This window comes from Mesorhizobium sp. M0954 (assembly GCF_040319155.1).
Lineage (GTDB): Bacteria > Pseudomonadota > Alphaproteobacteria > Rhizobiales > Rhizobiaceae > Mesorhizobium.
Genome location: NZ_JAMYNR010000033.1, coordinates 22,039 through 48,236 on the forward strand (window position 1 = coordinate 22,039; position 26,198 = coordinate 48,236).

Annotated in this window: 22 protein-coding genes; 7 read left to right on the forward strand and 15 right to left on the reverse strand. The window is 64.4% G+C overall.

Annotated elements, in window-relative coordinates:
- Nucleotides 1-164 precede the first annotated feature (164 nt).
- The 7 genes from NKH93_RS29130 to NKH93_RS29160 form a co-directional block, all read right to left on the reverse strand.
- On the reverse strand, nt 165-1,196 hold the full coding sequence (locus tag NKH93_RS29130; RefSeq protein WP_352683733.1) for a BMP family protein: 1,032 nt from the start codon (nt 1,194-1,196) through the stop codon (nt 165-167).
- Nucleotides 1,197-1,348: 152 nt separating this feature from the next.
- Nucleotides 1,349-2,554: a 3-oxoadipyl-CoA thiolase gene (pcaF, locus tag NKH93_RS29135; RefSeq protein ID WP_352920532.1), complete on the reverse strand. Its 1,206-nt coding sequence runs from the start codon at nt 2,552-2,554 to the stop codon at nt 1,349-1,351.
- Nucleotides 2,555-2,694: 140 nt separating this feature from the next.
- Complete coding sequence (locus NKH93_RS29140) at nt 2,695-3,456, reverse strand: SDR family NAD(P)-dependent oxidoreductase (protein WP_023678183.1); 762 nt, start codon at nt 3,454-3,456, stop codon at nt 2,695-2,697.
- Nucleotides 3,457-3,468: 12 nt separating this feature from the next.
- Nucleotides 3,469-4,281 carry an ABC transporter permease gene (locus NKH93_RS29145; RefSeq protein ID WP_352470749.1) on the reverse strand — a complete coding sequence of 271 codons (813 nt, stop codon included), beginning with the start codon at nt 4,279-4,281 and terminating at the stop codon, nt 3,469-3,471.
- Nucleotides 4,281-5,144 carry an ABC transporter permease gene (locus NKH93_RS29150; protein WP_352451300.1) on the reverse strand — a complete coding sequence of 288 codons (864 nt, stop codon included), beginning with the start codon at nt 5,142-5,144 and terminating at the stop codon, nt 4,281-4,283. The genes NKH93_RS29145 and NKH93_RS29150 overlap by 1 nt, the downstream gene beginning before the upstream one ends.
- Nucleotides 5,145-5,220: 76 nt before the next feature.
- Nucleotides 5,221-6,384, reverse strand: a complete 1,164-nt coding sequence (locus NKH93_RS29155) for an ABC transporter substrate-binding protein (RefSeq protein WP_352451301.1) — start codon at nt 6,382-6,384, stop codon at nt 5,221-5,223.
- On the reverse strand, nt 6,365-7,495 hold the full coding sequence (locus NKH93_RS29160) for an ABC transporter ATP-binding protein (RefSeq protein WP_023678187.1): 1,131 nt from the start codon (nt 7,493-7,495) through the stop codon (nt 6,365-6,367). The genes NKH93_RS29155 and NKH93_RS29160 overlap by 20 nt, the downstream gene beginning before the upstream one ends.
- Before the next feature lie 114 nt (nt 7,496-7,609).
- Here NKH93_RS29160 and NKH93_RS29165 point away from each other — a divergent pair, with 114 nt between their 5' ends.
- Nucleotides 7,610-8,422: a response regulator transcription factor gene (locus tag NKH93_RS29165; protein WP_352767438.1), complete on the forward strand. Its 813-nt coding sequence runs from the start codon at nt 7,610-7,612 to the stop codon at nt 8,420-8,422.
- An 8-nt stretch (nt 8,423-8,430) separates the two neighbouring features.
- Here the strand turns inward: NKH93_RS29165 and NKH93_RS29170 are convergent, their stop codons facing one another.
- The 5 genes from NKH93_RS29170 to NKH93_RS29190 all read right to left on the reverse strand — a co-directional run bounded on the left by NKH93_RS29170 (nt 8,431) and on the right by NKH93_RS29190 (nt 15,129).
- Nucleotides 8,431-10,500 (reverse strand): 3-hydroxyacyl-CoA dehydrogenase NAD-binding domain-containing protein, encoded by a 2,070-nt coding sequence (locus NKH93_RS29170; RefSeq protein WP_352974264.1) that lies wholly within the window; start codon nt 10,498-10,500, stop codon nt 8,431-8,433.
- Nucleotides 10,501-10,621: 121 nt separating this feature from the next.
- Entirely contained in the window at nt 10,622-11,569 is a 948-nt protein-coding gene (locus NKH93_RS29175; RefSeq protein ID WP_352540864.1) for an ABC transporter permease, read from the reverse strand.
- Nucleotides 11,570-11,571: 2 nt separating this feature from the next.
- Nucleotides 11,572-12,546, reverse strand: coding sequence for an ABC transporter permease (locus NKH93_RS29180; RefSeq protein ID WP_023678190.1), 975 nt, complete (start codon nt 12,544-12,546; stop codon nt 11,572-11,574).
- A gap of 1 nt (nt 12,547) precedes the next feature.
- Nucleotides 12,548-14,041, reverse strand: a complete 1,494-nt coding sequence (locus NKH93_RS29185) for a sugar ABC transporter ATP-binding protein (RefSeq protein ID WP_352834711.1) — start codon at nt 14,039-14,041, stop codon at nt 12,548-12,550.
- Nucleotides 14,042-14,115: 74 nt separating this feature from the next.
- Nucleotides 14,116-15,129 (reverse strand): ABC transporter substrate-binding protein, encoded by a 1,014-nt coding sequence (locus tag NKH93_RS29190; RefSeq protein ID WP_352481006.1) that lies wholly within the window; start codon nt 15,127-15,129, stop codon nt 14,116-14,118.
- Between the two features lie 219 nt (nt 15,130-15,348).
- On the opposite strand from NKH93_RS29190, the gene NKH93_RS29195 reads away from it, so the two are divergent.
- The 6 genes from NKH93_RS29195 (at nt 15,349) to NKH93_RS29220 (ending at nt 23,328) form a co-directional block, all read left to right on the forward strand.
- Nucleotides 15,349-17,760 (forward strand): glucan 1,4-alpha-glucosidase, encoded by a 2,412-nt coding sequence (locus tag NKH93_RS29195; RefSeq protein WP_352974273.1) that lies wholly within the window; start codon nt 15,349-15,351, stop codon nt 17,758-17,760.
- Between the two features lie 100 nt (nt 17,761-17,860).
- Nucleotides 17,861-18,877, forward strand: coding sequence for a phosphogluconate dehydrogenase (NAD(+)-dependent, decarboxylating) (gnd, locus tag NKH93_RS29200; protein ID WP_352817372.1), 1,017 nt, complete (start codon nt 17,861-17,863; stop codon nt 18,875-18,877).
- 22 nt (nt 18,878-18,899) lie between these two features.
- Nucleotides 18,900-20,276 (forward strand): glucose-6-phosphate dehydrogenase, encoded by a 1,377-nt coding sequence (zwf, locus tag NKH93_RS29205; protein ID WP_352920518.1) that lies wholly within the window; start codon nt 18,900-18,902, stop codon nt 20,274-20,276.
- A 19-nt stretch (nt 20,277-20,295) separates the two neighbouring features.
- Nucleotides 20,296-21,000, forward strand: a complete 705-nt coding sequence (locus tag NKH93_RS29210) for an ROK family protein (RefSeq protein WP_352920516.1) — start codon at nt 20,296-20,298, stop codon at nt 20,998-21,000.
- Nucleotides 21,001-21,164: 164 nt separating this feature from the next.
- Complete coding sequence (locus tag NKH93_RS29215) at nt 21,165-21,629, forward strand: Ros/MucR family transcriptional regulator (protein WP_352481010.1); 465 nt, start codon at nt 21,165-21,167, stop codon at nt 21,627-21,629.
- 457 nt (nt 21,630-22,086) lie between these two features.
- Nucleotides 22,087-23,328: an MFS transporter gene (locus NKH93_RS29220; protein WP_352920513.1), complete on the forward strand. Its 1,242-nt coding sequence runs from the start codon at nt 22,087-22,089 to the stop codon at nt 23,326-23,328.
- Here NKH93_RS29220 and NKH93_RS29225 read toward each other — a convergent pair whose 3' ends face one another.
- From NKH93_RS29225 to NKH93_RS29235, 3 genes are read right to left on the reverse strand one after another with little or no spacing between them, the layout of a single operon-like run.
- Nucleotides 23,329-24,045, reverse strand: coding sequence for a glutamine amidotransferase (locus tag NKH93_RS29225; RefSeq protein ID WP_352920510.1), 717 nt, complete (start codon nt 24,043-24,045; stop codon nt 23,329-23,331).
- Between the two features lie 18 nt (nt 24,046-24,063).
- Nucleotides 24,064-24,543: a tellurite resistance TerB family protein gene (locus NKH93_RS29230; RefSeq protein WP_352470762.1), complete on the reverse strand. Its 480-nt coding sequence runs from the start codon at nt 24,541-24,543 to the stop codon at nt 24,064-24,066.
- 39 nt (nt 24,544-24,582) lie between these two features.
- Nucleotides 24,583-26,190, reverse strand: coding sequence for a heme biosynthesis protein HemY (locus NKH93_RS29235; RefSeq protein ID WP_352920507.1), 1,608 nt, complete (start codon nt 26,188-26,190; stop codon nt 24,583-24,585).
- Between the last annotated feature and the right edge of the window lie 8 nt (nt 26,191-26,198).

The window sequence follows — 26,198 nt, forward strand, 5'->3', positions numbered from 1 at the left end:
CTCCCCCTCAAGGGGGGAGATCGGATGTCACTTCGGCTTTCGCAAATCGTCAGCGCTGAAGAAGAGGTGCTGTCGGCGAAGCTGCTAATCTCCCCCCTTGAGGGGGAGATGGCCGGCAGGCCAGAGGGGGGTGCGACAAGCGCCAGACCCCCAAAAGACATCGCTCAGTCAGAGACCGGCGTATTCTCATCGACGTCGACGCGGAAATTGCCATCGAGGATCTCGGCCTTCTTCTTCTCGACCAGTTCCTTGACCTCGGCCGGCAGCGTCTTGTCGAACTTGTGATAGGGCGCGAGGTAGGAGCCGCCCTTGGCCATGCGCGAGAAATCGCCGTAATCCTGCGCGGTGAAGACGCCGGCCTTGACCAGCTTGATCGCCTGCTCGACGGTCGGATACATGTCCCAGACCGGCCCGGTGATCACGGTGTCGGGGCCGAGGCTCGACTGGTCCGACATGTTGGAGATAGCGAGGATCTTCTTCTCCGCCGCCGCTTCGATGACGCCGAAGCGCTCGGCATAGATGACGTCGACGCCGGCATCGATCTGGGCGACGGCCGCTTCCTTTGCTTTTGGCGGATCGAAGAACGAACCGATGAAGGCGACCTTCTTCTTGATGTCGGGATTGACCTCCCTGGCGCCGGCAAAGAAGGCGTTGACCAGCCGGTTCACTTCCGGAATGCCCATCGCCGCGACGGCGCCGATCGTGCCCGATTTCGACATCTTTCCGGCGATCATCCCGGACAGATAGGCCGGCTCGTGAATCCAGTTGTCGAAAACGCCGAAATTCGGCTCGGCCGGCCCGGCGCCGGAGCCGAACAGGAAGGCAGTCTTCGGGAACTGCTTGGCGGTCCTGCGCGATTCGCGCTCGGCGGCGAAGGCATCCCCCAGCACCAGCTCATAGCCGCCCTGCGCATATTCGCGCATGACGCGGCTGAAATCGGCCGTCTGCACCTTCTCCGACCATTTGTATTCGATGCCGAGTTCCTTCTCGGCCTTCTGCAGGGCAACATGGATCTGGTTGTCCCACGGCTCCTCGATCGGCGTGGCGAAGATAGCCGCCACTTTCAGCTTCTTGGTCTTGGCAAAGGCGCTGCCCGGCAGCATCGCCGCCGCCAGGCCGAGCGCGCCCAGCTCCAGCACGTTGCGGCGCGAAAGCTCTTCGCGTTTCGATTGGATTCTGCTCTTCCCGTTGTCCATTGCATGCCCCTCTGATTGGCGCCGTGTCGAGCCGGCTCTCTTCTCTGGAATATCGGCGAAGGAACTATGGAACGGTGCCCGGCTTTTGTCCACATGGTCAAATTTGAGTGGGCGGAACGCGCCATTAAATGGCCTGGCAAATCGACGCTTGCTCACAATCGCTCCAGCGCCACGGCGATGCCCTGGCCGACACCGATGCACATGGTGGCGAGCGCGTATCTGGCGCCGCGTTCACGCAGCTCCAGCGCCGCCGTGCCTGATATGCGCGCGCCGGACATGCCGAGCGGATGACCGAGCGCGATGGCGCCGCCATTCGGATTGACGTGCTCCGCGTCCTCGGCAATGCCGAGCTGGCGCAGCACGGCGATGCCTTGCGAGGCGAAGGCCTCGTTGAGCTCGACGACGTCGAACTGTTGCGGCGTCAGGCCGAGCCGGGCACACAGCTTCTGCGTGGCCGGCACCGGACCGATGCCCATGATCCGCGGAGCGACGCCGGCGGTGGCACCGCCGAGGATGCGGGCAATCGGCGTCAGTCCGCATCTCTTCGCTGCCGCTTCCGAGGCGACGATCAGCGCCGCGGCGCCGTCATTGACGCCCGATGCATTGCCGGCCGTAACCGTGCCGCCTTGTCGGAACGGCGTCGGCAACTTGGCCAACGCTTCGATCGACGTGCCCCCGCGGGGATGCTCATCTCTGTCGACAACGACCGGATCGCCCTTGCGCTGCGCGATCGTCACCGGCGTGATTTCCTTTGCCAGCCGGCCATTGGCTTGTGCGGCTACAGCCTTGTCCTGGCTGCGCACGGCAAATGCGTCCTGGTCGGCGCGGGAGACAGCGAACTCTTCCGCCACGTTCTCGCCGGTCTCCGGCATCGAATCGACGCCGTATTGCTTCTTCATCAGCGGATTGATGAAGCGCCAGCCGATCGTGGTATCGTAAATCTCGGCATTGCGCGAAAAGGCGGTCTCTGCCTTCGGCAGCACGAACGGAGCGCGGCTCATCGATTCGACGCCGCCTGATATCATCAACTCCGCCTCGCCGGCCTTGATGGCGCGGGCAGCAATCATCACCGCATCCATGCCCGAACCGCAGAGACGGTTGACGGTCGAGCCCGAAACCTCCTTGGGCAGGCCGGCCAGCAGCAGCGCCATGCGCGCCACATTGCGGTTGTCCTCGCCGGCCTGGTTGGCGCAGCCATAGACGACATCGTCGATGGCGGCCCAGTCGATGCCCGAATTACGCTCGACCAGCGCCCTCAGAGGGATAGCGCCGAGATCGTCGGCACGGACCGCCGACAACGAACCGCCGAAGCGCCCGATCGGCGTGCGGATGTAGTCGCAGATATACGCCTCGGCCATTATGCCGCCTCTCTCTTGCACTGACGATTTCTTCTCCCGGCCCGCCATCTTGGCCGCATTCTCCTTGAGACGAAAGCACATCTCGCTGCCGGCCGTTAGGCCAAAGAGAATTTCAGCTGCCGCCCACCGGGAGCGGCGGATCAGCCGATGCTTTCTCCACCGTCGATCACCAGCGCCTGACCGGTCATGAAGGACGAGCGGTCGGAGACGAGGAACAGGATCGCTTCGGCGATTTCCTCTGCGCTGGCCCAGCGCTGCATGGGAATTTTGGTGCGGACATAGTTCTCGATCGCCGCCCGCCCGCCCATCTGCGCGATGAACGGCTCGTTGAAGGGCGTATCGACCCAGCCGGGGCACAGCGCGTTGATGCGGACATTGTGTTTGGCATAGTCGAGCGACATCTGCCGGGTCATCGCCACCACTGCATGTTTTGACGTTGCGTAGGCGATCATTTCGCGGTCGTAGAACACACCCGAATTCGAGGCGGTATTCAGGATCACCCCGCCGCCTTGCGCGATCATCGACGGCATGACCAGCCTGGCCGCGAGGAACTGCGCCCGCACATTGATCCGCCAGGAGGCATCCATGCCGTCGGCGCCGACTTCGGTCAGCGTGCCGCCGACCTGGATCCCGGCATGGTTGTGCAGGATGTCGATCCGCCGATGCCGGCCCAGCGTTCCCGCAATGAGCTGCTCGACCGCCGCATCCTCGCCGACGTCGGTGGCGACGGCCTCGGCCCGACCGCCGGCCGCACGAATGTCGGAAGCGGTTGCTTCCCCCGCCGCCTGGTCCCTGTCGGCGATCACCACGAGCGCGCCTTCCCTGGCCATCATCATGGCGCCGGCACGCCCGATCCCCGACCCGGCACCCGTCACCACTGCGATGCGATCTCTCAGAATCATGTTTTTTATCTTTCAGTGTGATGGTTTTCGTTGCCGCAGTTGCCATTGGGCAAGCACCACGAGCAGAACGGAGGCGACGAGCACGATCGTCGCGATGGCATTGATCTCCGGCGTGACCCCGCGCCGGATCGAGGCGAAGACATAGATCGGCAACGTCGTCTGTGCGCCGGCGACGAAGAACGCGACGATGAAATCGTCGAAGGAGAATGTGAAGGCGAGCAGGAAGCCGGCGATCACCGCCGGCATGATCTGCGGCAACACGATGCTGCGGAACGTCGTCAGCGGGGTAGCGTAAAGATCGCTCGAGGCCTCGACCAGATTGCGGTCGAGGCTGCCGAGGCGCGTGCTGACAATCATCGCCACCAGCGCCATCGAAAACAGCCCGTGCGCGGCGATGATCGAGCCATAGCCGAGCGCCAGGCGCGGCGGCTGGTCGTTCGGCCACAGCGAAGCGACAAACGGGTTGACCACCCCGAATAGCTGGACCAGCGCGACCAGCGTCGAGATGCCGATGACGACACCAGGAACGACGATCGCAGCACCCAAAAGCGCATCGAACACGGCTCGCGTCCGCGCGCCGACACGCGCTAGGCCAAGCGCGGCGGCCGTGCCGCACAGCGCCGCCAGCAAGGCGCTGGTCGTGGCGATGAACAGGCTGTTCTTCAGCGCTTCGACCAGGAACGGGTTTGCCAGGGCCTTGCCGTACCATTGCACCGAGAAGCCAGTGAACTCGCTGGCGTGGTGGCCGGCGTTGAACGAAAACAGCACCACCAGCGCGATCGGCAGGTAGAGAAAGGCAAAGACCGCAACGACGAAGGCACGCATCAGATCAGGTCCACCCGGCGGGCACCCGAAAGCCGGGTCGAAATGCGGTTCGCGGCAAGCAGCACGACCACTGAAACCGCCACAAGTGTGATGGCGATTGCCGATCCAAATGGCCAGTTGCGCGATTGCAGGAACAGATCGACCAGCGCGTTGCCGATGAAGAAGACCTTGCCGCCGCCGAGTAGCGTCGGGATCAGATATTCGCCGAGCAGCAGGATCATGACCAGCGAGAAGCCGGTCATCACACCTGGCAGCGACAGCCGCAGCGTCACGCCGAGGAATGTCGAGATCGGCGTCGCGCCGAGATCGGCGGAGGCCTCCAGCAGCCGGCGGTCGAGCCGCTCGAGGCTGACATAGATCGGCAGGATCATCAGCGGCAGATAACCATAGACGATGCCGAGCAGAACCGCTCCCGGCGTGTTGATCAGCCGCACGTCCTCCATCCCGACATAGGCCAGCAGAGCTGGGATGCCGCGCCCGCCAAGCACATACATCCAGGCATAGGTTCGCATCAGCAGGCTGGTCCAGAACGGGATGACGACAAGCGCCAGCAGGATCAGCCGCCACCGTTCGGGTGCGCGCAAAGCGAGGTAATAGGCGACCGGATAGGCAACGAGAAGACAGGCCAGTGCGCCCGCCGGCGCCAGCACCATGGTGTTCCAGAAGGCGGTCGCCCGCGCCGGAAGATTGGCAAACTGCGCCAAGGTGAAAGCGGCCTGATAGCCGCCTTCCGGCGCCCGCTCGCCGACGCTGAAAACGGCAATCGCCACGAACGGCAAAACTAAAAACACCACCAGCCACGCCGTTGCTGGACCGAGCAGCAGGGCGGTCAGGAGATTGTGACGGAGGACGTTGCTGCGCATTGAAAAAACCGCCCGGGTGCCGGCGGACATCTGTCCGCCGGGGAGTTGCCTGCATCGAGCCTGTGGCCTGCCCGGTTCAAGCCGACTTGAAGCGTGCCATCAATTCGGCCCGGCCCGGATCGGTTAGCGTCGCAGCCGCACCGAATTCGAGCGGCTTCAGCAGATCCGCCGCCGGATAGAGGATCGGATTGTCCAGCACCTCCTTGGGCAGCAGCGCATTGACCCGCGCATCGGTGGAAGGCGCACCGTTGGCCAGGTGCTCCTTGACCGCGACTTTCGGGTTCATCAAATAGTTGAGCAAGGCATAGCCGGCAGGCTTGTTCGGCGCATCCTTGGGTATTGCGTAGAAGTCGGTCCAGATCTCGCCGCCTTCCTTGCCAAGCACGTAGGCGATTTCGGGGATGTCGCGGTGGAGCTGCGCCCCGTCATTGGTCCAGCACATCGTCATCCACGCGTCGCCGGCACGCATCGACGGCTGGTAGTCGCTAGAGACCGCGAACAGATGCGGCTTGACCTTCAGCAGCAATTCCTCCGCCTTGGCGAGTTCCTCCGGCCTCAGCGAGTTGAACGAGAAGCCGAAATATTTCAGCGCGTTGCCGATCGTGGTCAGCTGGTAATCATGAACCATGGTCCGGCCGTCGCCCTCCGCCATGGCCGTGTCCCAGAATTCCTTCCAGCTCGTCATCGGCTTGGTCAGTTTCTTGGTGTTGACGGCAAATCCGGTGGTGCCCCAATTCTTCGGCACAGCGTAGGTCACCCCGTCGATGGTGCCTTCCCCAGTGAAGCGCGGGTCTTCTTGCGAGCCGTCATAATTGGCAAGCTTGGCCATATCCAGCGCTTCGATGATGCCAAGCTTCTTGTAAGTCGAGATCGTGTAGTTGGTCGGAACGAAAAGGCTCCAGCCCGAGGCGCCGGCCTGCAGCTTGGCCAGCATCTCCTCGTTTGACCCGAACACGTTCACCTCGACGGCAACGCCGGTTTCGGCCTTGAAATTCTCGAACGTCGCCGGGTCGTGATAATTGGGCCAGGTGGCAATCGACATGCGGTCGCCAAGCCCCTCCTGGGCGAAGGCTGGCGACGGCATGATGCCGAGTTCGCGGGCCATTACTGCCGTTGCGATGCCTAGGCCGGTGAGGCCAAGGAACTCGCGGCGGCCGATGGAACCGCGCTTGAGGCGCATCAACTGGTCGACGAATTTTTCAGGGCTTATCGGCAGTCCGTCACGATACGATTTCGACATTTTTGTTTTCCCTCTGGTTGGTCCCGTTATTCTCCGGAAACGCCAGCGGCGTTCCGGCTGTAAAGCCGACGGCGACGGGTTCACCCGGCTTGAAGAGATTTCCACCGCCAACCAGATGATCGGCCTTGGCGAGCAGCGTCCCGATGCCTTGGACCTCGATTGCATATTCCGCGGTGGAACCGAGAAAGATCCGGTTGCGGACAAGCCCGTTCAGCCGGCCGCTTCCGGGCGCGCCGAGACTTAAGGATTCAGGACGCAGGCTGACCGAGACGGCTTCGCCCTGGGCTAGCGAAGTGCGCTTGCGCGCGGCGATGACGGTGCCGTCGGCAAGCGCTACCTCGACGAGCTTGCCCGAGAGCCCGACGACCTTGCCGCTCAAGAGATTGGTCTTGCCGACGAAATCGGCGACGAAGAGGTCGGCGGGTTCGTCGTAGATTTCGCTCGGCTGCCCAAGCTGGACGATGCGCCCGCCATTCATGACGCAGACGAAATCGCTCATCGACAGTGCCTCTTCCTGATCGTGGGTGACCAGGACGAAGGTGATGCCGATCTCGCGCTGCAGGTTCTGCAGCTCTATCTGCATGTCGGTGCGCAGCTTCTTGTCGAGCGCCGCCAGGGGCTCGTCGAGCAGCAGCACCGCCGGCTTGTTGACCAGCGCCCGCGCCAGGGCGACACGCTGCTGCTGGCCGCCGGAAAGCTCATGGATCTTGCGGCGTCCATAGCCGGCAAGCCGAACCATGGCGAGCGCCTCGCCTGCCTTCAGGCTGATCTCCCGCGACGACAGGCGCGGCCGCGCCTGGCGTAGGCCATAGGCGACGTTGTCCGCCACATCCAGATGCGGAAACAACGCATATTGCTGGAACACCATGTTGACCGGCCGCCGATAGGGCGGCGTGCCGGCCATGTCGCGGCCACGGATGAATACCACACCTTCGCTTGGCTGTTCGAAACCGCCGATCATGCGCAAACAGGTTGTCTTGCCGCAGCCGGACGGCCCGAGCAACGCGACAAAGGCAGACGGCGGGATGGCAAGATCGATGCCGCTGACCGCGATCACGCTGCCGTAGCGTTTGGTGACCCCGCGAAACTCGATGTCGGGCACTGCGGTCAAAGCTGCGGGCTCCAGCGGCTAGTTGGTCTCGAAACGCTATCAGAGCCAATGGCGGCTAGTATATACCTCCCAGGTGGTATATTTCGTCTATTTTCTCGTCTGGAGGGGTATGAATTGGGCGTTTCACGCAGCGATGAATACAGCCGGCTCGCTGCGCTCATCGCAGCGACGCGGGAGACGAGCGGCGAGCTTTTCGGCAAGGCGATGGTCGCCTGGCTCCGCCAGCATGTCAGCTTCGATCATTGCGTGATCTTCGGCTATCGCGGCGCCTCACGCCCGCCGCTGCTGTTCGAGACATTCTCGCCGGCCGAAAGCCACGTCTTCGTCGCGCTCTATCAGGAAGGGCCTTATCTGCTCGATCCGTTCCACCATGCGGCAGTCGAGCGCAAGGAAGGCTTTTGGCGCATGCGCGAATTGGCGCCGGATCGCTTCTATGCCAGCGAATATTACCGCTCCTATTACAGCCAGACCAGGCTTGCGGAGGAGGTCGGCTTTTTCGTGCCGCTGTCGGGAAAGGACGCGCTGGTGGTCTCGCTAATGCGATTGCGCGCTTCGGGGCCGTTCGGAACCGCCGATGCCAGGTTGCTGCGCGACATGGCGCCTGCGGTGATCAGCCTCGTCAGGCTACGCTGGCCTACCCTTCCGGCTGACGGACCGGTTGGGACGAAGCAAGACGAGGCGATTACTCCGGTCAGTGAGTTCGAACGTGCTCACATCTGGAAGAGCCTTTCGCTCACGCCGCGCGAACAGCATGTCGTCGATCTGGTGCTTCAGGGCCATTCCACGGAATCGATTGCCAGGGCGATGCGCATCGTGCCGGGAACCGTAAAAGTTCATCGCCGCAACATTTACCGCAAGCTCAAGATAAAGTCGCAGGCGGGTCTGTTCGCGCGTTTTGTCGAGATCATGGACGCACGGATTCGGTAGTCCCAAGTTCAGCCGGCAGCGCCGTCCCAGGAACCGGTTTCGGCCATTTGCCTGAGCCGGGGTGCCACTCGAAAGACATCCTTGCCGGTCTGCTGGTGCCAGTGATCCAGCCGCTGGATGATCTTGTCCACGCCTTCGAGGCTCGCCCAGAACATCGGCCCGCCCTTGCCGACCGGGAAGCCGTAGCCGTTGACCCAGACGACGTCGATATCGGAGGCGCGGGCGGCAATCTTTTCCTTGAGGATTTTGGCGCCCTCGTTGATCATCGGATAGAGCGTCCGCTCGATGATCTCCTCGGCGCCGATCGCGCGCGGTGCAACACCGCGCCCGGCAGCCTTGTTGCGGATCAGCGCCTCGACATCGGGATCGGGCAGCGGCGTGCGCGAACCGCCTTCATAGCGATAGAAGCCGCTGCCGGTCTTCTGGCCGAAATGTCCCTGTTCGCACAACGCATCGGCGATCACGGCCGTCTGGCCACGCGCCTTGCGGTTGCGCCAGCCTATGTCCAGGCCGGCGAGATCGCTCATCTCGAACGGCCCCATCGGCCAGCCGAAATCGGTGAACACCTGGTCGACCTGGCGCGGCATTGCGCCTTCCAGCAGAAGCGTCTCCAGTTCCGCACCGCGCGCCGCCAGCATGCGGTTGCCGACGAAGCCGTGGCAGACGCCGACGACGACCGGCACCTTGCCGATCCGCCGTGCCAGATCGACGATGGTCGCCAGCACGTCGGGCGAAGTCTTTTCGGCGCGGACGATTTCCAAAAGCTTCATGACGTTAGCCGGCGAAAAGAAATGCATGCCGAGGAGATCTTGCGGCCGCGACGTCGACGCGGCGATTTCGTTGACGTCGAGATAGGAGGTGTTGGTGGCGAGGATCGTGCCCGGCTTGGCCACGGCATCGAGCCTGCCGAAAACATCCTTCTTGACCGCCATCTCCTCGAACACGGCCTCGACGATCAGGTCGCAATCGGCAAGATCGGCATAGTCGGTGGAACCCTTGAACAACCCAAGCCGTTGGCGCTTGGCGTCTTCGCTCAGCGAGCCGCGGATGACGGAAACGGCATAATTCTTGTTGATCGTCGCCAGCCCGCGCTGCAAGGCCTCGTGTGTCGCTTCCAGCAAGGTCACGGGGACGCCGCCATTGGCGAACGCCATGGCGATGCCGCCGCCCATCGTGCCGGCGCCGATGACGCCGACCCGGGCGATCTTGCGCCTGGCGACGTCCTTGCCGGCAATCTTTGCCGCCTCACGTTCAGCGAAGAACAAATGCCGCTGCGCGCGTGATTGGTCCCCGGCGACAAGCTTGACGAACAGGTCGCGCTCCGCCGCCAGCGCTTCGTCGCAGGGCAGCGTCAGGGCGTTGCGGACCGACTGCGCACAGGCGATCGGCGCCTCGAGGCCGCGTGCTTTGCCGGCAAGCACTGCCGCTTCCTTGTCGAACGCCGGCAAGTCGGCCTGGTCGAGGCGATCATTGCGGTCGCGCACCGGCGTGAACGGACCGCCTTTCGCGGCCGTTTCGTTGGCGAAACTCACCGCTTGCGCGGTCAGGTCGCCATCGAAGACGGCATCCACCAGGCCGGCGGCGAGCGCCTCGGCCGCACCGATCGGCGTTCCCGAAACGATCATGCTGAGTGCCTTCAGCGGACCAACCAGGCGCGGCAGGCGAACCGTGCCGCCGCCGCCCGGCAGCAGGCCGAGCTTGACTTCCGGCAGGCCGAGCCTTGCCGTTCGGTCGGCAACACGGAAATGGCAGCCGAGCGCCAGTTCCAGGCCGCCGCCGAGCGCAGTGCCGTGAATGGCCGCGACCGTCGGCTTGGCGATGGTTTCCAGCATGGCGACTAGGGCGCCCAGGTCCGGTTGCCGCGCCGGCTTGCCGAATTCGGTGATGTCGGCGCCGGCGACGAAGGTCCGCCCGGCGCATGCTATCACGATTGCTCCGACCGACGGCTCGTCGCGCAGGTAAACGAGCGCCTGCATCAGCGGCTCGCGCACATGGAAGCTCAGCGCGTTGACCGGCGGATTGTCGATGCTCACCACCGCGACGTTGCCGTGCCTTGTAGTGCTGACGAAATCGGACACGCAAACCTCACGCAATGATGTTGGCCAATAGCGCGACGGGATTTACAGCGCTGGCATGCGGATGGGAACCACGTGTTTTGCAGGCCGGATCGATATCCCTTCGCCGCCGGGTGGCCTTGCTTTAGCGCAGCGCCTTCTGCCCGCCCGCGGCGGTGATGACGCCGACGATGATCAGCCCTGTCAGCACCAGGCGGACGCCGACGCTGACGCCGAACGTGTTGAGCATGGTCAACAGCAGCACCAGGAACAGCGCCGCGCCCCAGACCCCCGGCACATTGGCCTTGCCGCCCGCCACCGACGTGCCGCCGATGACGACGACGGCGATCGAGGCCAGCAGATACTCATTGCCGATATCGACATTGGCGCCGCGGAAATAGCCGGCGAGCAGTGCGCCGTCGAGGCCGCCGAGCGCGCCCGACAGCGTGTAGGTGAGGAAGCGGGTGCGGCCGACATTGACGCCGGCCAGCCAGGCAGCGCGGATGTTCTGGCCAATCGCCAGCACCGAGCGTCCGTAGATCATGCGCTGCAAAACGATGCCGGCGCCGATGGTGAACAGCACGGTGAGGATCGCCAGCACCGGGATGCCGAACACCTGCCAGTTGGTGAAGTCGGCAAAGCCCGGCGGCGGCTTGATCTGCAGGCCCCGCCCATAGCTGATATCGACCGACTGGATGACGAAGCTGGCCGACAGCGTCGCGATGATCGGCGGAATGCGCAGCGCCCAGATCAGCAGGTAGTTGACGGCGCCGATCGCCATGCCGCAGGCAAGCGCGGCCAGCAGCCCGACCGCGATCATCGCATCATTGCCGTCCATGACCTTCATGGCGACGGCGCTGGCAAGGCCGATATTGGCCGGCAGCGACAGGTCGACATTGCCCGGCCCGAGCGTGATGACGAACATCTGCCCGACGCCGACGATGACGGTGAAGACGGCGAGCGACAGCGCCGCCGTGATCATGCCGCCGCCGCCATAGCCGCCGGTGAAGGCGATGGTTGCCAGCCACACCAGCAGCGCCCCGAAGAACGACCAGATCCAGGGTCTGGCGAGCAGTGCCCGCAGCGATGCCATGCTCACCTCTCCCTGCGGCTGATCAGCACCCGCGCCGCCAGCACGATGATCAGGATGGCGCCGTTGGCGGCGACCTGCCAGTCGGGCGGAATGTGCATGAACGTCAAGAGGGGCGATGCCGCCAGCGCCAGCGTCAGCGCGCCGATGACGGCGCCGATCGGCGACACCCGGCCGCCGACGAACTCGCCGCCGCCGAGGATGACGCCGGCGATCGAAAGCAGCGTGTAGCCATTGCCGATATTGGCATCGGCCGAGGTGGTGATGCCGATCAGCGCCATGCCGGACAAAACGCCGAACAGGCCGGTCAGCGCAAACAGCGCGATCTTGGTGCGCAGGAGCGACCAGCCGGCGCGCTTGAGTGCGGCTGAATTGCCGCCCGATCCACGCAGGATGACGCCGTAGGAGGTGCGCATCAGGCCAAAATGGACGACGGCTGCGATCAGCAATGCCGCGATGATCGGGAACGGAATGAAGGGTGGCTTGAAGGCCATCAGCGCCAGCAGCCAGTCCGGCGCCTTGCCGCCGGGCTTGGGCAGGATGAGGATGGCCATGCCCTGCCAGACAAAACTCATGCCGAGCGTCACCACGATAGAGGGCAGGTTGCGCAGATGGATCAGCGCGCCGAGCAGCGCGTAGACGCCGATCGACCCGAGCAGGATCACGACGCCGAGCAGCGGCGCGTCCTTCAGCCATGTCGCCGTCACGCAGCCGACGAAGCCGACAAAGGTGCCGATCGACAGATCGAGCTCGTTGCCGGCGATGACGAACATCTGCGCGATCGTCGCCAGAGCGATCGGGATCGCCAGATTGAGCATCAGGCTGAAACCGAAATAGCTGATGGCGCGCGGGTTGAGCCAGGCGATGGCGATGAGCACCAGCGCCAGCGACAGTGCCGGCAGCAGGCTGCGCAGCATGCGCGCCCGCCTGGTGGCGCGAGCCGAAGATTTTAGCCCATTCTCGACGGATACCGCTGTCATCTCAGGCCGCATCGCCGAACGACGACTGGATGATCTTTTCCTCCGTCAGTTCGTCGCGATGAAGGTTGGCGACGATCCGGCCGTTCTTGAACACATAGATGTGGTCGCAATTGTCGAGCTCTTCGGTTTCGGTGGTGTACCATAGGAAAGTGCGGCCATGGCGAGCCTCCTCGCGCACCAGGTCGTAGACTTCGAGCTTGGTGCCAATGTCGACGCCGCGCATCGGATCGTCCATCAGCACGATCTTGGCGTCGGAGCCGAGCGCCCGCGCGAACAGCGCCTTCTGCTGGTTGCCGCCGGACAGCGAGAAGATGTTGTTGTTCATGTCGGGCGTACGGATGCCGATTTTCCGCTGCCACAACTCGGCGAGCTCGGCTTCGCGCTGCGGCGAGATCAAGAGGCCGTTGCGCAATCGCGCCAGCGAACGGATGCCAATGTTCTCGGCAATCGACCATTGCGGAAAAATCCCGTCCGACTGGCGGTCGCCGGCAACCAGCGCCACCGGCGCGGTGACCTCGATGCCGGTCTTGGCACGGGAAGCCGCAGCAAAGATAGCCAGCAAAAGATCGGTCTGCCCATGCCCGGCAAGTCCGGCAAGGCCGATGATCTCACCGGCACGGGCGACGAGCTCGTTGCCGTCCTGCTGTCGCGCCGGGCGCGCCCGGACCCGCAGCGGACCGGGCTCCGGCTTGCCGCTCGCAATCTCTGCGGCGGTCTTCTCGCGCGCCTCCGCTCCGCCCATCGCTGTCACCAGCCTGTCGCGGTCGAAGGCGTCGGCCTGCCCGGCGGCGACCACCTTGCCGTCGCGCATCACCACGATGCGGTCGGCATTTCCGAGCACTTCGCCCAACACATGCGAGATCAGGATGCAGCTCTTGCCGGCAGCGATGAAGCGGCGCACGAACGCCAGCAGCTGGCCGGCGGTATGCGCGTCGAGCGAGGATGTCGGCTCGTCGAGGATAACCAGCTCGAGCGGCTCCTGCGTGACCGTGAAGGCGCGCGCCACCTCCACCATCTGCCGGCTGGTGATGGAAAGATCACCGACGATGTCGGATGCCGAGATGCTGTGGCCGGGGAAGATCTCGTCGAGCTTGGCGGCGATCAGATCGGCCGCCTTGCGCCGCCAGCCGAAGCCATGCAGCGACGCGTGGTTGATCCGCGTGTTCTCGGCGACGCTGAGGTTCGGGCAGAGCGACAGCTCCTGGAACACACAGCGTATGCCGAGCTGCTGCGCGCGCGGCACCGAATAACTTGCCTCGACACCGCCGCGGACCGCGATCTGCCCGCTGTCGGGGGCAAGCGTGCCCGCCACCATATGCATGAGCGTCGATTTTCCGGCGCCGTTATGGCCGACGAGACCGACGCATTCTCCGGCACGAACGCTGAAATCGACACCGGCGAGCGCCCTGACGGCGCCGAAATGTTTTTCGGCTCCGTCCAGTCTTATGATGTCCAAACTGACGGCGCCGAAAAGCTTTTCGGCGCCATCCGGCATGATGATGTCTGCATTGGCCTCGGGCATCCCTCAACGATACCCGGTTATCCGTGGCGGCAACAATAGCGCCATGCTCACTTGATGTTGGCCTTGATCGCCGCGATGGCGTCTTCCTGCGTGTATTCGTGGCTGGCGACGCCGCCCTTCGGAATCTTCGGCAGCGCGGCCTCGAAATCGTCCTGGGTGAAGGCAAGATAGGGCACCAGCAGGTCGTGCGGCACGTCGGTGCGGCCGTCGAGCACCTGCTGCGCCACCCAGAAGGCAAGCGTCGATACGCCCGGTGCGATCGATGCCGACCAGGTCTTGTAACCGTCCTTTTCCTTCTGCTCCTTCCACCACTGCAACTCGTCCTGGCGATTGCCCATGATGATGGTCGGGCGTGGCTTGCCGGCGGCGGCGAAAGCCTGCGCCGCGCCGTAGCCGTCACCGCCCTGGTCGACGACCCCGACAACATCCGGCAGCGAAGGCAGGATCGTCGCTACGGCTTTCTGTGCCGTGGTCTGGTCCCAGTCGCCGGTCACCGAGCCGACGATCTTGAACTCGGGATGGGCAGCGACGCCTTCGAGGATGCCGGCATGGATGGCATCGTCGATCGAAGTGCCGGCGAGGCCGCGGATTTCCAGCAGGTTGCCGCCCTTGGGCTGGAACTTGGCCATCTGCTCGACTTCCTGCTTGCCCATGTCCTTGAAGTCGACGACGACGCGGTAGGCGCAGGGTTCGGTGACGATACCGTCGAAGGAAACGACGACGATGCCGGCGTCGCAGGCCTGCTTGATGGCGCCGTTGAGCGCATCCGGAGACGCCGCGTTGATGACGATCGCGTCATAGCCCTGCAGGATCAGGTTCTGCACCTGGGCTGCCTGCGTCGGCACTTCCTTGTCGGCCGTCGTGAAGACGTCCGCGGCGCCGACCACCTTGTCGGCAACCGCCTTCTTGGTAACGATGGCGTAGCTGTCCAGCATCGCCTGCCGCCAGGAATTGCCGGCGTAATTGTTGGAGAAAGCGATTTTCTTGCCGCTGGTGTCGGCAAGAGCGGTACCTGCGGCGAGCATCGCCGCAAGAGCTCCTAAAGCGAATATTTTCCTCATGTCATACTCCTCCCGTGAGTTGCTGTCTTACTGGTGGTTAATGGCTGGCTGGTGGGTATTGGCTGATACGCTCACAATCTTGTTTTTTATCTATTATCAGACAAATGCAGATAGGCGGCAAGCTGTCAACATCAAACCATGGCCGGCGATCAACTTGCGGTGCAATCATTGAAACCGGTTCGACTCCTGGTCTAGGGATGGCACTGGAGACCGATTTGGATGGCGACGAACCTTGCCCCGGGTGCACCCGGCATTCCGGCACGCTGGACCTCGAGCGCCAAGAGCGGCGTCGGCACCGCGCTCTCGCCGGCCTGCCCGATCTGGTTCACCATCAGCCACGGTATCCTCAACGAGATCTACTACCCGCGCCTCGATAGCGCATGCACCCGCGATCTGGGGCTGATCGTCACCGGACCCGACGGCTATTTCTCGGAAGAAAAACGCGACGCCGAACACAGTATCGAACCCCTGGCGGACGGGGTGCCTGCCTACCGGCTGGTCAACACCGCAAGCGATGGAACCTACAGGATCGAAAAGCGCATCCTGACGGATCCGGAACGTCCCGTCTTGCTGCAGGAGATCATGTTCACGCCGCTCAAAGGCGCGGCCGCCGACTACCGCGTCTACGCGCTGCTGGCACCGCACCTCGTCAACGCCGGCATGGGCAACACCGCCTGGATCGACGACCATGAAGGACAGCCTGTCCTGTTTGCATCGGGACGCGGCACCTGCCTGGCGCTCGCCTCGTCGTTGCCGTGGAAGGCGTGCTCGGCCGGCTATGTCGGCGTCTCCGACGGCTGGCAGCAGCTTGGTCAAGGCGGCCGGCTCGATCCGGCCTGCCGCAGGGCCGAGGATGGCAATGTCGCGCTGACCGGCGAGATCGCCTTTTCGGCCGCAAACCCAAAAATATCGCTGGCGCTCGGCTTCGGCACGACGCCGCAACAGGCGGCGGAAACCGCTTTCGCCAGCCTGAGGCAAGGTTTTGAGCCCGCAGCCGGATCCTACGTCGACAAATGGCGCAAATGGCAGGCCGGATTGCTGCCGCTGGACCGGCATGCGGCGTCCGGCCTCAACAGCTACCGCCTCAGCACGGCGGTGCTGGCGACACACCGGTCGTCCGCCGGAGCAGCCGTTGCCAGCCTGTCGATCCCGTGGGGCTTCAACAAGGGCGACGACGATCTCGGCGGCTATCACCTGGTCTGGCCGCGCGATCTGGTCGAAACCGCCGGCGGCTTCCTCGCCGCCGGCGACCCGGCGGAAGCCTTGCGCATCCTTGGCTATCTGCGCTCGATCCAGCAGCCGGACGGCCATTGGCCGCAGAACGCCTGGCTCGACGGATCGGCCTATTGGCCGGGCATCCAGATGGACGAATGCGCCTTCCCGCTGCTGCTTGCCGACGCACTGCGCCGCGCCGGCCATTTGCCGCCTGCCGCACTCTCCTCCTTCATGCCGATGATCGAGCGCGCTACCGCCTATGTCGTGCGCAACGGCCCGGTCACCGGCGAGGACCGTTGGGAAGAAGACGCCGGCTACAGCCCGTTCACGCTTGCCGTCGAGATCGCCGCATTGCTTGCGGCTGCCGACATCTTCGATGCCGCCGGCAAAGCCGAGCCGGCAAACTATCTGCGCGAAACCGCCGACGTCTGGAACGATCAGATCGAACGCTGGACCTACGTCGCCGGTAGCTCCTCGGGCGATGAAGCCGGCGTCGAGGGCCACTATGTCCGCATTGCGCCGCCCGACAAAGCCGGCGCGGCATCGCCGAAAGACGGCTACGTCCCGATCAAGAACCGCCCGCCGGCCGATACGGACCGGCCGGCCGAGGCGATCGTCAGCCCCGATGCGCTGGCGCTGGTCCGCTTCGGCTTGCGGGCAGCCGACGATCCGCGCATCCTCGACACGGTCAAGGTGATCGACGCGCAATTGCGCTGCGAGCTGCCGCAGGGCCCGCTCTGGTACCGCTACAATGGCGACGGCTATGGCGAGCATGCCGACGGCGCGCCCTTCGATGGAACCGGCCGGGGCCGGCCCTGGCCGCTGCTGGTCGGCGAGCGCGCTCATTACGAGTTGGCGGCAGGCCGCAGGCATAGTGCGGCAAGCCTGCTCAGGACGTTCGAGAACTCTGCCGGACCGGGCGGCCTGCTGCCGGAGCAGGTCTGGGACGGTCCCGACATGCCGGAGCGCGAATTGCGGCATGGCGGGCCCTCCGGCAGCGCCAAGCCGCTGGTCTGGGCGCATTCCGAGCACATCAAGCTGCTGCGTTCTCTCCGCGACGGCGCCGTGTTCGACATGCCGCCGCAAGGGGTCAAGCGCTATATCGAGGGCAGGACGGTGTCGCGCTTCAGGGCATGGCGTTTCAACCACAAGATCCGTACCATCCCGGCAGGCAAGGCGCTGCGCATCGAACTTCTGGCCCGGGCGGTGGTTCATTGGAGCAGCGACGATTGGGCAACCGTCCATGACACCGAGACCACCGCGAATGCTTTCGGCATCCATCTTGCGGAATTGCAGGTTGCCGAGATTGCTCCGGGCAATAGCCCGGGCAATAGCATTGTCTTCACTTTCTTCTGGCCCGACAGCGGCCATTGGGAGAATGCTGACTTTTCTGTCGGCATCGGCGATACCGGATAGAACATGATCCCGCAGAGTGGAGACCGGTTTTTGGAAAAGATCATGCTTCAATCACAGCGCCACTAGATCATCGATCCCTCAAGTAAGGCAGGACGAGACCATGCAGATAGGAATGATGGGACTGGGCCGGATGGGCGCCAACATGGTTCGGCGCCTGCTGCGTGATGGCCACGAATGCGTCGTCTACGATATTAACCCGGCGAGCGTCGCCGCGCTTGTGAGCGCCGGCGCGGTCGGAGCGGCGTCGATGGAGGAGTTCGTCGGCAAGCTGGCGAAGCCGCGCAGCGCCTGGCTGATGCTGCCTGCGGCGATCACCGGCAAGATCGTCGACCAGGTGGCTGCCCTGATGGAGCCGGGCGACATCATCATAGACGGCGGCAATTCCTATTACCACGAGGCCGTCGACCACGCCGCGCGCCTCGCCTTGAAAGGCTTGAGCTATGTCGATGTCGGCACCAGCGGCGGCGTCTGGGGCCTCGAGCGCGGCTACTGCCTGATGATCGGCGGCCCCGACAGCGCGGTCCAGCATCTCGATCCGGTCTTCGCAACGCTGGCGCCGGGCGCCGACGCCGCTTCGCCCGCTCCTGCCAAGGATGCCGGAACCTCGCCCTTCGGCTATCTTCACTGCGGACCAAGCGGCGCCGGCCATTTCGTCAAGATGGTCCATAACGGTATCGAATATGGCGTTATGGCCGCCTATGCCGAAGGCATGAACATCCTGAAGTCGGCGAATGCCGGCAAACGGCAGCGCACCGCCGATGCCGAAACCAGCCCGCTGGAAAACCCGCAATATTACCAGTTCGACATCGACATCGCTGAAGTGGCCGAGGTCTGGCGGCACGGCAGCGTCATCGGCTCGTGGCTGCTCGACCTGACGGCCGGCGTACTGAAGGCCGATTCGTCGTTGACGCAGTTCGGCGGGCGGGTCTCGGATTCCGGCGAAGGCCGCTGGACGCTGAAGGCGGCGATCGACACCGGCGTGCCGGCGCCGGTGCTGTCCTCGGCGCTGTTCGACAGGTTCTCCTCGCAAGGCGAATCCGAATTCGCCGACAAGCTTCTGTCCGCCATGCGCTATGCCTTTGGCGGCCATGTCGAAAAACCCAAGGCCGGCTCGTGACGGGCGACAGGGAGGCACGCCCATGAGCCAGGAACGATCGGACACGCTGGTGCTTTTCGGCGCCACCGGCGATCTCGCCCACAAGAAGATCTTCCCCGCCCTTTACGCCATGGTGGCCAAAGGGACGCTGAACGAGCCGGTGATCGGCGTCGCCTTCGATCCGTGGGACCTGGCCAAGCTGCAGGCGCGCGCCCGCGACGGCATCGTCAACGCCTTGGGCAGCATCGACGACAAGATCTTTGCCAGGCTTGCATTGCTGCTGCGCTATGTCAGTGGCGACTATCGGGCGCCTGCGACCTTCGAGAAGCTGAAGACCGCGCTCGGCGGCGCTGAGCGGCCGCTGCACTATCTGGCGGTGCCGCCGGCGATGTTCGAGGTGGTCGTCCAGGGGCTGGAGCAGTCGGGCGCCGCCCAGGGCGCGCGCCTGATGGTGGAAAAGCCGTTCGGCCACGATCTGCAATCGGCGCGCTGGCTTAACCGGGTGCTGCATCTGGTTTTCGACGAAAAGTCGATCTTCCGCATCGACCATTATCTCGGCAAGGAGGCGATCCAGAATCTGCTCTATTTCCGTTTCGCCAATTCCTTCCTCGAGCCGATCTGGAACCGCAATTACGTCGAGAGCGTGCAGATCACCATGGCCGAGGATTTCGGCGTCGAGGGCCGCGGCCGCTTCTATGACGAGGTCGGCTGCATTCGCGACGTCATCGAAAACCATCTGCTCAATATCCTCTTGCTGCTCGCCATGGAACCGCCGGTCGGCCGCTCGGCCGACGATCTCATCGACGAGAAGGTGCAGGTCCTGCGGGCGATCCGGACGCTGACCAGGGACGATGTGGTGCGCGGCCAGTTCGACGGCTATCTCAGCGAGCCGGGCGTGGCGCCGAACTCGCCGGTCGAGACCTTCGCGGCGGTGCGCTTTTTCGTCGATACCTGGCGCTGGCAGGATGTGCCGTTCTTCATTCGCGCCGGCAAATCCCTGCCGGTGCACGCCACCGAGGTCATCGTGCAACTGAAGCGGCCGCCGCTCGACGTCTTCGATCCGATCAAGCCCGGCGACTGCAATCACGTGCGCTTCCGCATCGATCCTCAGGTGGCGATCTCGATCGGAGCCCGGCGCAAGGCGCCCGGCGATGACATGGTCGGTGAGCAGGTCGAGCTCACCGCGCTGGACGATTCGAAGGGCGACATGCCGCCTTACGAACGGTTGATCGGCGACGCCATGAACGGCAACGGCCAGCTGTTCACCCGCCAGGACGCCAGCGAGCTCGCCTGGCGCATCGTCGGCCCGGTGCTCGGCGACACCACGCCGCCCCCTGTCTACGCGCCAAAGACATGGGGGCCGGCCGAAGCCATGGCTGGATTCGGGCCGCCGAACGGCTGGATCAATCCGGCGAAATGATTTCTGGGAGGCGAAGGCGATGGCCAAGGCGGTGAGGCACCCGGCATCGGAGGAAGAAAAGATCGTGCTTGCGATCGATATCGGCGGCTCGCACGTCAAGATCCGCACCAGTGCCGGCGGCGACGAGCGCAAGACCGCTTCCGGACCGGAGCTTACGCCGCAGCAGATGGTCGCGGCGGTGAAGACGCTCGCCGAAGGGCTGCACTACGATGTCGTCTCGATGGGCTATCCGGGCCCGGTGCACCACAACCGCCCACTGACCGAACCCGCCAATCTCGGCAAGGGCTGGGTCGGCTGCGATTTCGCCGCCGAGTTCGGCAAACCGGTCAAGGTCGTTAACGATGCGCTCATGCAGGCCATCGGCAGTTATGAGGGCGGCCGCATGCTGTTCCTTGGCCTCGGCACCGGCCTTGGGGCCGCGATGATCGTCGATAACGTTGCCCAGCCGATGGAGCTTGCCTATCTTCCCTACAAGAAGCGCGGCAGTTTCGAAGACTATGTCGGCGAACGCGGCCTGCAAAAGCGCGGCAAGAAGAAATGGCGCAAACACGTCTTCGACGTGGTCGACCGGCTTCGCGCCGCCATGCAGCCGGACTACGTGGTCATCGGCGGCGGCAATGTCGACGAACTCACCGACTTGCCCGCCGATTGCAGACGCGGCGACAACACACGCGCCTTCGAGGGCGGATTTCGACTATGGCGCGACAAATCCCTGATTATTTGATATTGCTGATTGTCTGATATTATCGAGCACCGGCTCAGGGTTGTTAATCCCGCGCTGCCGTTAGTATTATTATTCAAAATAATGTGTGACGTGGTGCGGCGTCATTGCATTGCGCAGATTTGCCGACTAGGAATTTCTGCGACCCCCATGGACGGAGAGATAGATTGACCGACGACAACAACAACGCTCGCAAAAATATCGACCTGCTCGAGCTGACCGCCCATATCGTGTCCGCCTATGTCGAGAAGAACCGCTTGCCGGCTTCCGGCCTCGGCGATCTCATCGCCAGCGTCAGCGCTTCCATAGGCGGCCTCGGGCAACCGGCTGTGCCGGTCGCCGCGCCGCTGACGCCTGCCGTCAATCCCAAGAAATCGGTGACGCCGGACTACATCATCTGTCTCGAGGACGGCAAGAAGTTCAAATCCTTGAAGCGCCATATCGGCGTTCATTTCGGGCTGACGCCCGACGCCTATCGCGCCAAATGGGGCCTGCCGTCGGACTACCCGATGGTCGCCCCCAACTACGCGGCCTCGCGTTCGCAGCTGGCCAAGGCGATCGGTCTCGGCCGCAAAGCCCCCCCGCCCGCGCCCGTCAAGGGCAGGGGCAGGAAGGCCAAGGCGACGGCCTAAAGCATCGTTCGAAGCCCTGCAAACGCAAGCCTCGAAGATTGGCGGGACAGCGCCCCCCTCTGTCCTGCCGGACATCTCCCCCTCAAGGGGGGAGATCAGCTGCCTCGCCGATGGCGCTACGCTTTAAACGTACAAATCTTTGAACGTACAAATTGCCTTCGAAGCCGGAGACTGGCGAAGGACGTCGCGACGTCCAATCTCCCCCCTTGAGGGGGAGATGTCCGGCAGGACAGAGGGGGGCGCGAAGGAACTCGACCTGCGCGCCAAATAACCCTCTCCATCTCCGCCGAGCGTGGTTGCCGCCTGCAATTGGTATGGCAGCCTGAAAAAAGCTGGAGCCACGCCGGATTTTTGCGCGCGCCCTGCGCCGAACTGCGCTAAAGGCTTTTTTGGCCGGACCAGCGCCCATCGTGGAAGTGCCCCGCCGGCCGACATAGCCGCCACGGGGCCTTATTCCATGACCACAGAATCCCAAGTACCATCCGACCAGCGCTATGCCGCCTTTCGCCACCGGCCGTTCCTGAGCTACTGGGCGGCGCGCTTCCTCTCGACATTCTCCACCCAGATCGTGTCGGTCGCCGTCGGCTGGCAGATCTACGATCTCACCCGCGACCCGTTCGACCTCGGCCTTGTCGGCATCGTCCAGTTCCTGCCTTCGCTGCTGCTAGTGCTGGTCACCGGCGACGTTGCCGATCGTTTCGGGCGCCGGCTGATCATGGCGGCGGCGGTGCTGGTCGAGGCGGGCTGCGCCTTGGCCCTGCTGCTGCTGACGCTACGCGGCCTCTCCGGGCCGATGCCGGTCTTCATCGTGCTCGCCATGTTCGGCATCGCGCGCGCCTTCTTCGGGCCGGCCTCCTCATCACTGTTCGCCAATCTGGTGCCGCCCGAGGATTTCGCCAACGCCATCGCCTGGAACTCGTCCGCCTGGCAGACGGCAACCATCGTCGGGCCGGTCGCCGGCGGCCTGCTCTACGGGCTTTCAGCCGAAGCCGCCTACACCACCGCCGCCGTGCTGATGCTGGTTGCCGCCGTGCTGATCTTCACCATCCCGAAGCCTGCCCAGCGCAGCCGGACCGACAGGCCGACGGTACAGACCCTGTTCGCCGGCTTCGGCTATATCTGGAGCGAAAAGATCGTGCTCGGCGCGATTTCGCTCGATCTGTTTGCGGTGCTCCTGTCCGGCGCCTCGGCGCTGCTGCCGGTCTACGCGCGCGATATCCTCGAACTCGGCCCATGGGGGCTCGGCCTGTTGCGCTCGGCGCCCGGCGTCGGCGCCATCTGCGTCGCCATCTGGCTGGCCGGACACCCGATCCGCAACCATGCCGGCCTTGTCATGCTCGCCTTCGTCGCGCTGTTCGGCGCATTCACGGTTCTGTTCGGCCTCTCGACCATCACCTGGCTGTCGATTGCGGCCCTTGCGCTGCTCGGCGCCACCGACATGTTCAGCGTCTATATCCGCGAGACGCTGATCCAGCTGTGGACGCCGGACGACGTTCGCGGCCGCGTCAACGCTGTCAACCAGGTGTTTGTCGGCGCTTCCAATGAGCTCGGCGAATTCCGCGCCGGTACCATGGCGGCGTTGATCGGCACGGTTCCGGCCGTGGTGGTCGGGGGTGTCGGGGCGATCGCCGTTGCCGGCCTATGGGCGGTGCTGTTCCCGCAGCTGCGCAAGGTGCGTCATCTCAGGGGGCGAAACTGATTACCGCAGCGCCGGCTTGCCGAAAATCATCGGCAGGAACTCGCCGAGCCAGCGCTTGAGGTGCATGTCCCAGATCAGCCGGCCGCCGAGATGGTCGCGGCCGGGCTGCGCGCCGGGCAGTTCGAAGCGGTGCGCGCCGCGCACCACCCAGCGCTGCATCATCGCCCGGGTCAATTCGCCATGGAACTGGATGCCCCAGGCATTGTCGCCATAGCGGAAGGCCTGGTTGGGATAGGTTTCGGCCGTCGCCAAAAGCGTCGCGTCCTTCGGCAGCGAAAAGCCCTCGCGATGGAATTGATAGACCATCTCCGGCCAATGTATCAGCCTGCTGCCCGCTTCGGTCGCCTTAAGCGGATACCAGCCGATTTCGACGAGGCCCTCGCCGTGGCCCTCGACCCTGCCGCCAAGATGCTTGACCAGCATTTGCGCGCCGAGGCAGATGCCAAGCAGCGGCCGGTTCTCGTTGAGCGGAATTTTAAGCCAGTCGGTCTCGCGGCGGACGAACTCGTCGCCGTCATTGGCGCTCATCGGCCCGCCGAACACCACGGCGCCGGCATGGCCATCCAGCGTCTGCGGCAAGGCCTCGCCGAGCGGCGGTCGGCGGATGTCGAGGTCGAAGCCTTCCTCGATAAGCATATGGCCGACCCGTCCGGGGCTCGAATGCTCCTGATGCAGCACGATCAGGATCTTTGGTCTCGGACTTGGCTTGGGCGGCATTGGAAGGCGGGATCCTGTCTATTCGTCGCTTGAGGTTCCGGCAGCACCAGGAGCCGCGGCGGCCGCCTTGAGGCGCGCCTCGACACGGTCGCGACGTTCGACGCCGATCAGCTCGGCGACCCGCCACACGGTATTGTCCTCGAGCTCGTGCAGCTCGCCATCGGCATAGACGATCTCCCACATCAGGCCGATGAAGGCCTTTCGCGCCTCGGCGTCGAGATGGCGCTTGAGCACGCTGGTGAAGGCGTAGAGGTCGATCGCCTCATTGTCGGCCCGCTCGCCGGCAGCCGCCAACGCGTCGAGTTCGTCGCCGCTGATCGAGTAGCTTTCCGCCAGCACCTTCTTGAACCGTTCCCATTCGCTATCCTGGCGCACCCCGTCGGCGTTCATCACGTGGAAAAGCAGGGCGGACGCGGCAATGCGCGGATCGTCGGCGCTGGGGCTGGCGCCACCACCGGACGGCAGATCCCTTAGAAACGACAAAACGCGTTCGAACATCAAATCATTCCCAATAAGCCCGGGTCCACTCGACCCTGATCAGAATAAACGAAACCGGCGCGTCGATTTATCCGCCGCGTCGTCTGGATCGACGCCAGGGTCGTCGGGCAGCCGCGTCAGCTCCTGCGCTGGCTCGACGGCCTCGGCATCTTCCGGCACTTGGGCAAACGCCGCCGCGGTGATTGGTGTCACATGATCCTCGCCGGCACGGTCGTCCGTCTTCTCCTCGGTCGCTGTGCCCGGTGTCTCCGCCGTGTGCTCGATCGTCCCGGCTCTTTCCTGTGCCGGCCCGGCTGGAGCCGCGATGGCCGGCACCGGCGCCTCCGGCGTATCCTCATGACCGTCGATCAACTGCCCGAGCCGCTCCATCGGCGCCCGCCATTCGAATGCATCGAGCCTGCCGGTGATCGGCGATACCGGAGCCCAGCGTTCGGAGACGACACCATCGGCAACCCAGGCCGGGTCGCGCGGCGCTCTCACCGCCTTCGACAGCAACTGCCGCACCTTGCCCTGGTCGCCGGTCTCGGCCTCCTCGATATCGGCCAGCAGCAGATAGGCGCCTTCGCGGCGATCCATGCGGATCGCGGCTTCCGCCTCCCGGCGGGCGGTTGAAAAATCCTGCGCATCCAGCGCGGCGCGCGCCACGGCAAGCGAGGACTCGGCATGGTTCTTCTTCAGCTCCTGCAGCTTCTTTGCCCGGTTCAGCCGGTCGAGCACGGCATCGCCCGGCCTGGCATGGGTGTAGAGCTCGGCGATCTCCGGATGCGGCTCGGCCTTCCACCCCGCCTCGAGGATTTTCGAGCCTTTGCGCACGTCGTTCTGCCTAAACAGCAATTTCGCCGCGACGACCGCCGCCGGTGCAAAATCCGGCCGCAGCCGGTTGGCTTCGAGCGCCGCCGCCCTTGCGGCATTGGCATCGCTGTCGATCAGCGCCTGCGCCTTGGCGGTCAGCAGCACGGCGCGGCGGCGGTTGGCGGCGTCACGCTCGATCTGCCGGGTCGACTTCTGGGCGTCGACCAGTTTCAGCGCGCCATCCCAGTCGCCGCGTCCAGTCAGGTCTTCCAGCGTCGATTCGGCCGCCCAGGCCAGTTGCGGCGCCACCGCCGCGGCACGGCCGGCATAGTGGCGGGCTGCGTTGCGGTCGCCGAGCCGCTCGGCCTCGAGATAAAGCCCGCGCAGGCCGAGCAGCCGCATTTCGGGATCATCGAGCATGGTCTCGAACTTTTCGCGGGCGCCTTCATGGTCGCCTTCGAGCAGCGAGGCCTGCGCGTCGAGCAGCTGGATCAGTGGCTCCTGATCGGAGCGGATCAGCTTTGCCGCTTCCTTGGTCTTCTTGCGGGCGAGCGCGCCGTCACCGGCCCCGGCGGCGATCATCCCGGTCGACAGCGCCTGGTAGCCGCGGTCGCGGCGACGCACGCGGAAATAGCGCGAGATCGTATAGGGGCTGTTCCACAGCGCCTTGATCACCCACCAGACGATCATCACCGCGGCAACCACGGCAACGACCGCCACCGCCGCGACCATCAGGCTGACCTGATATTGATAGCCGTTGAAGGTGACGAGCATTTCGCCCGGCCGGTCGGCCAGCCAGGCGAAGCCGAGCCCGAGCGCAAAGACGACGGCAAGGAAGGCGAGGATGCGGATCATCGGGTTCC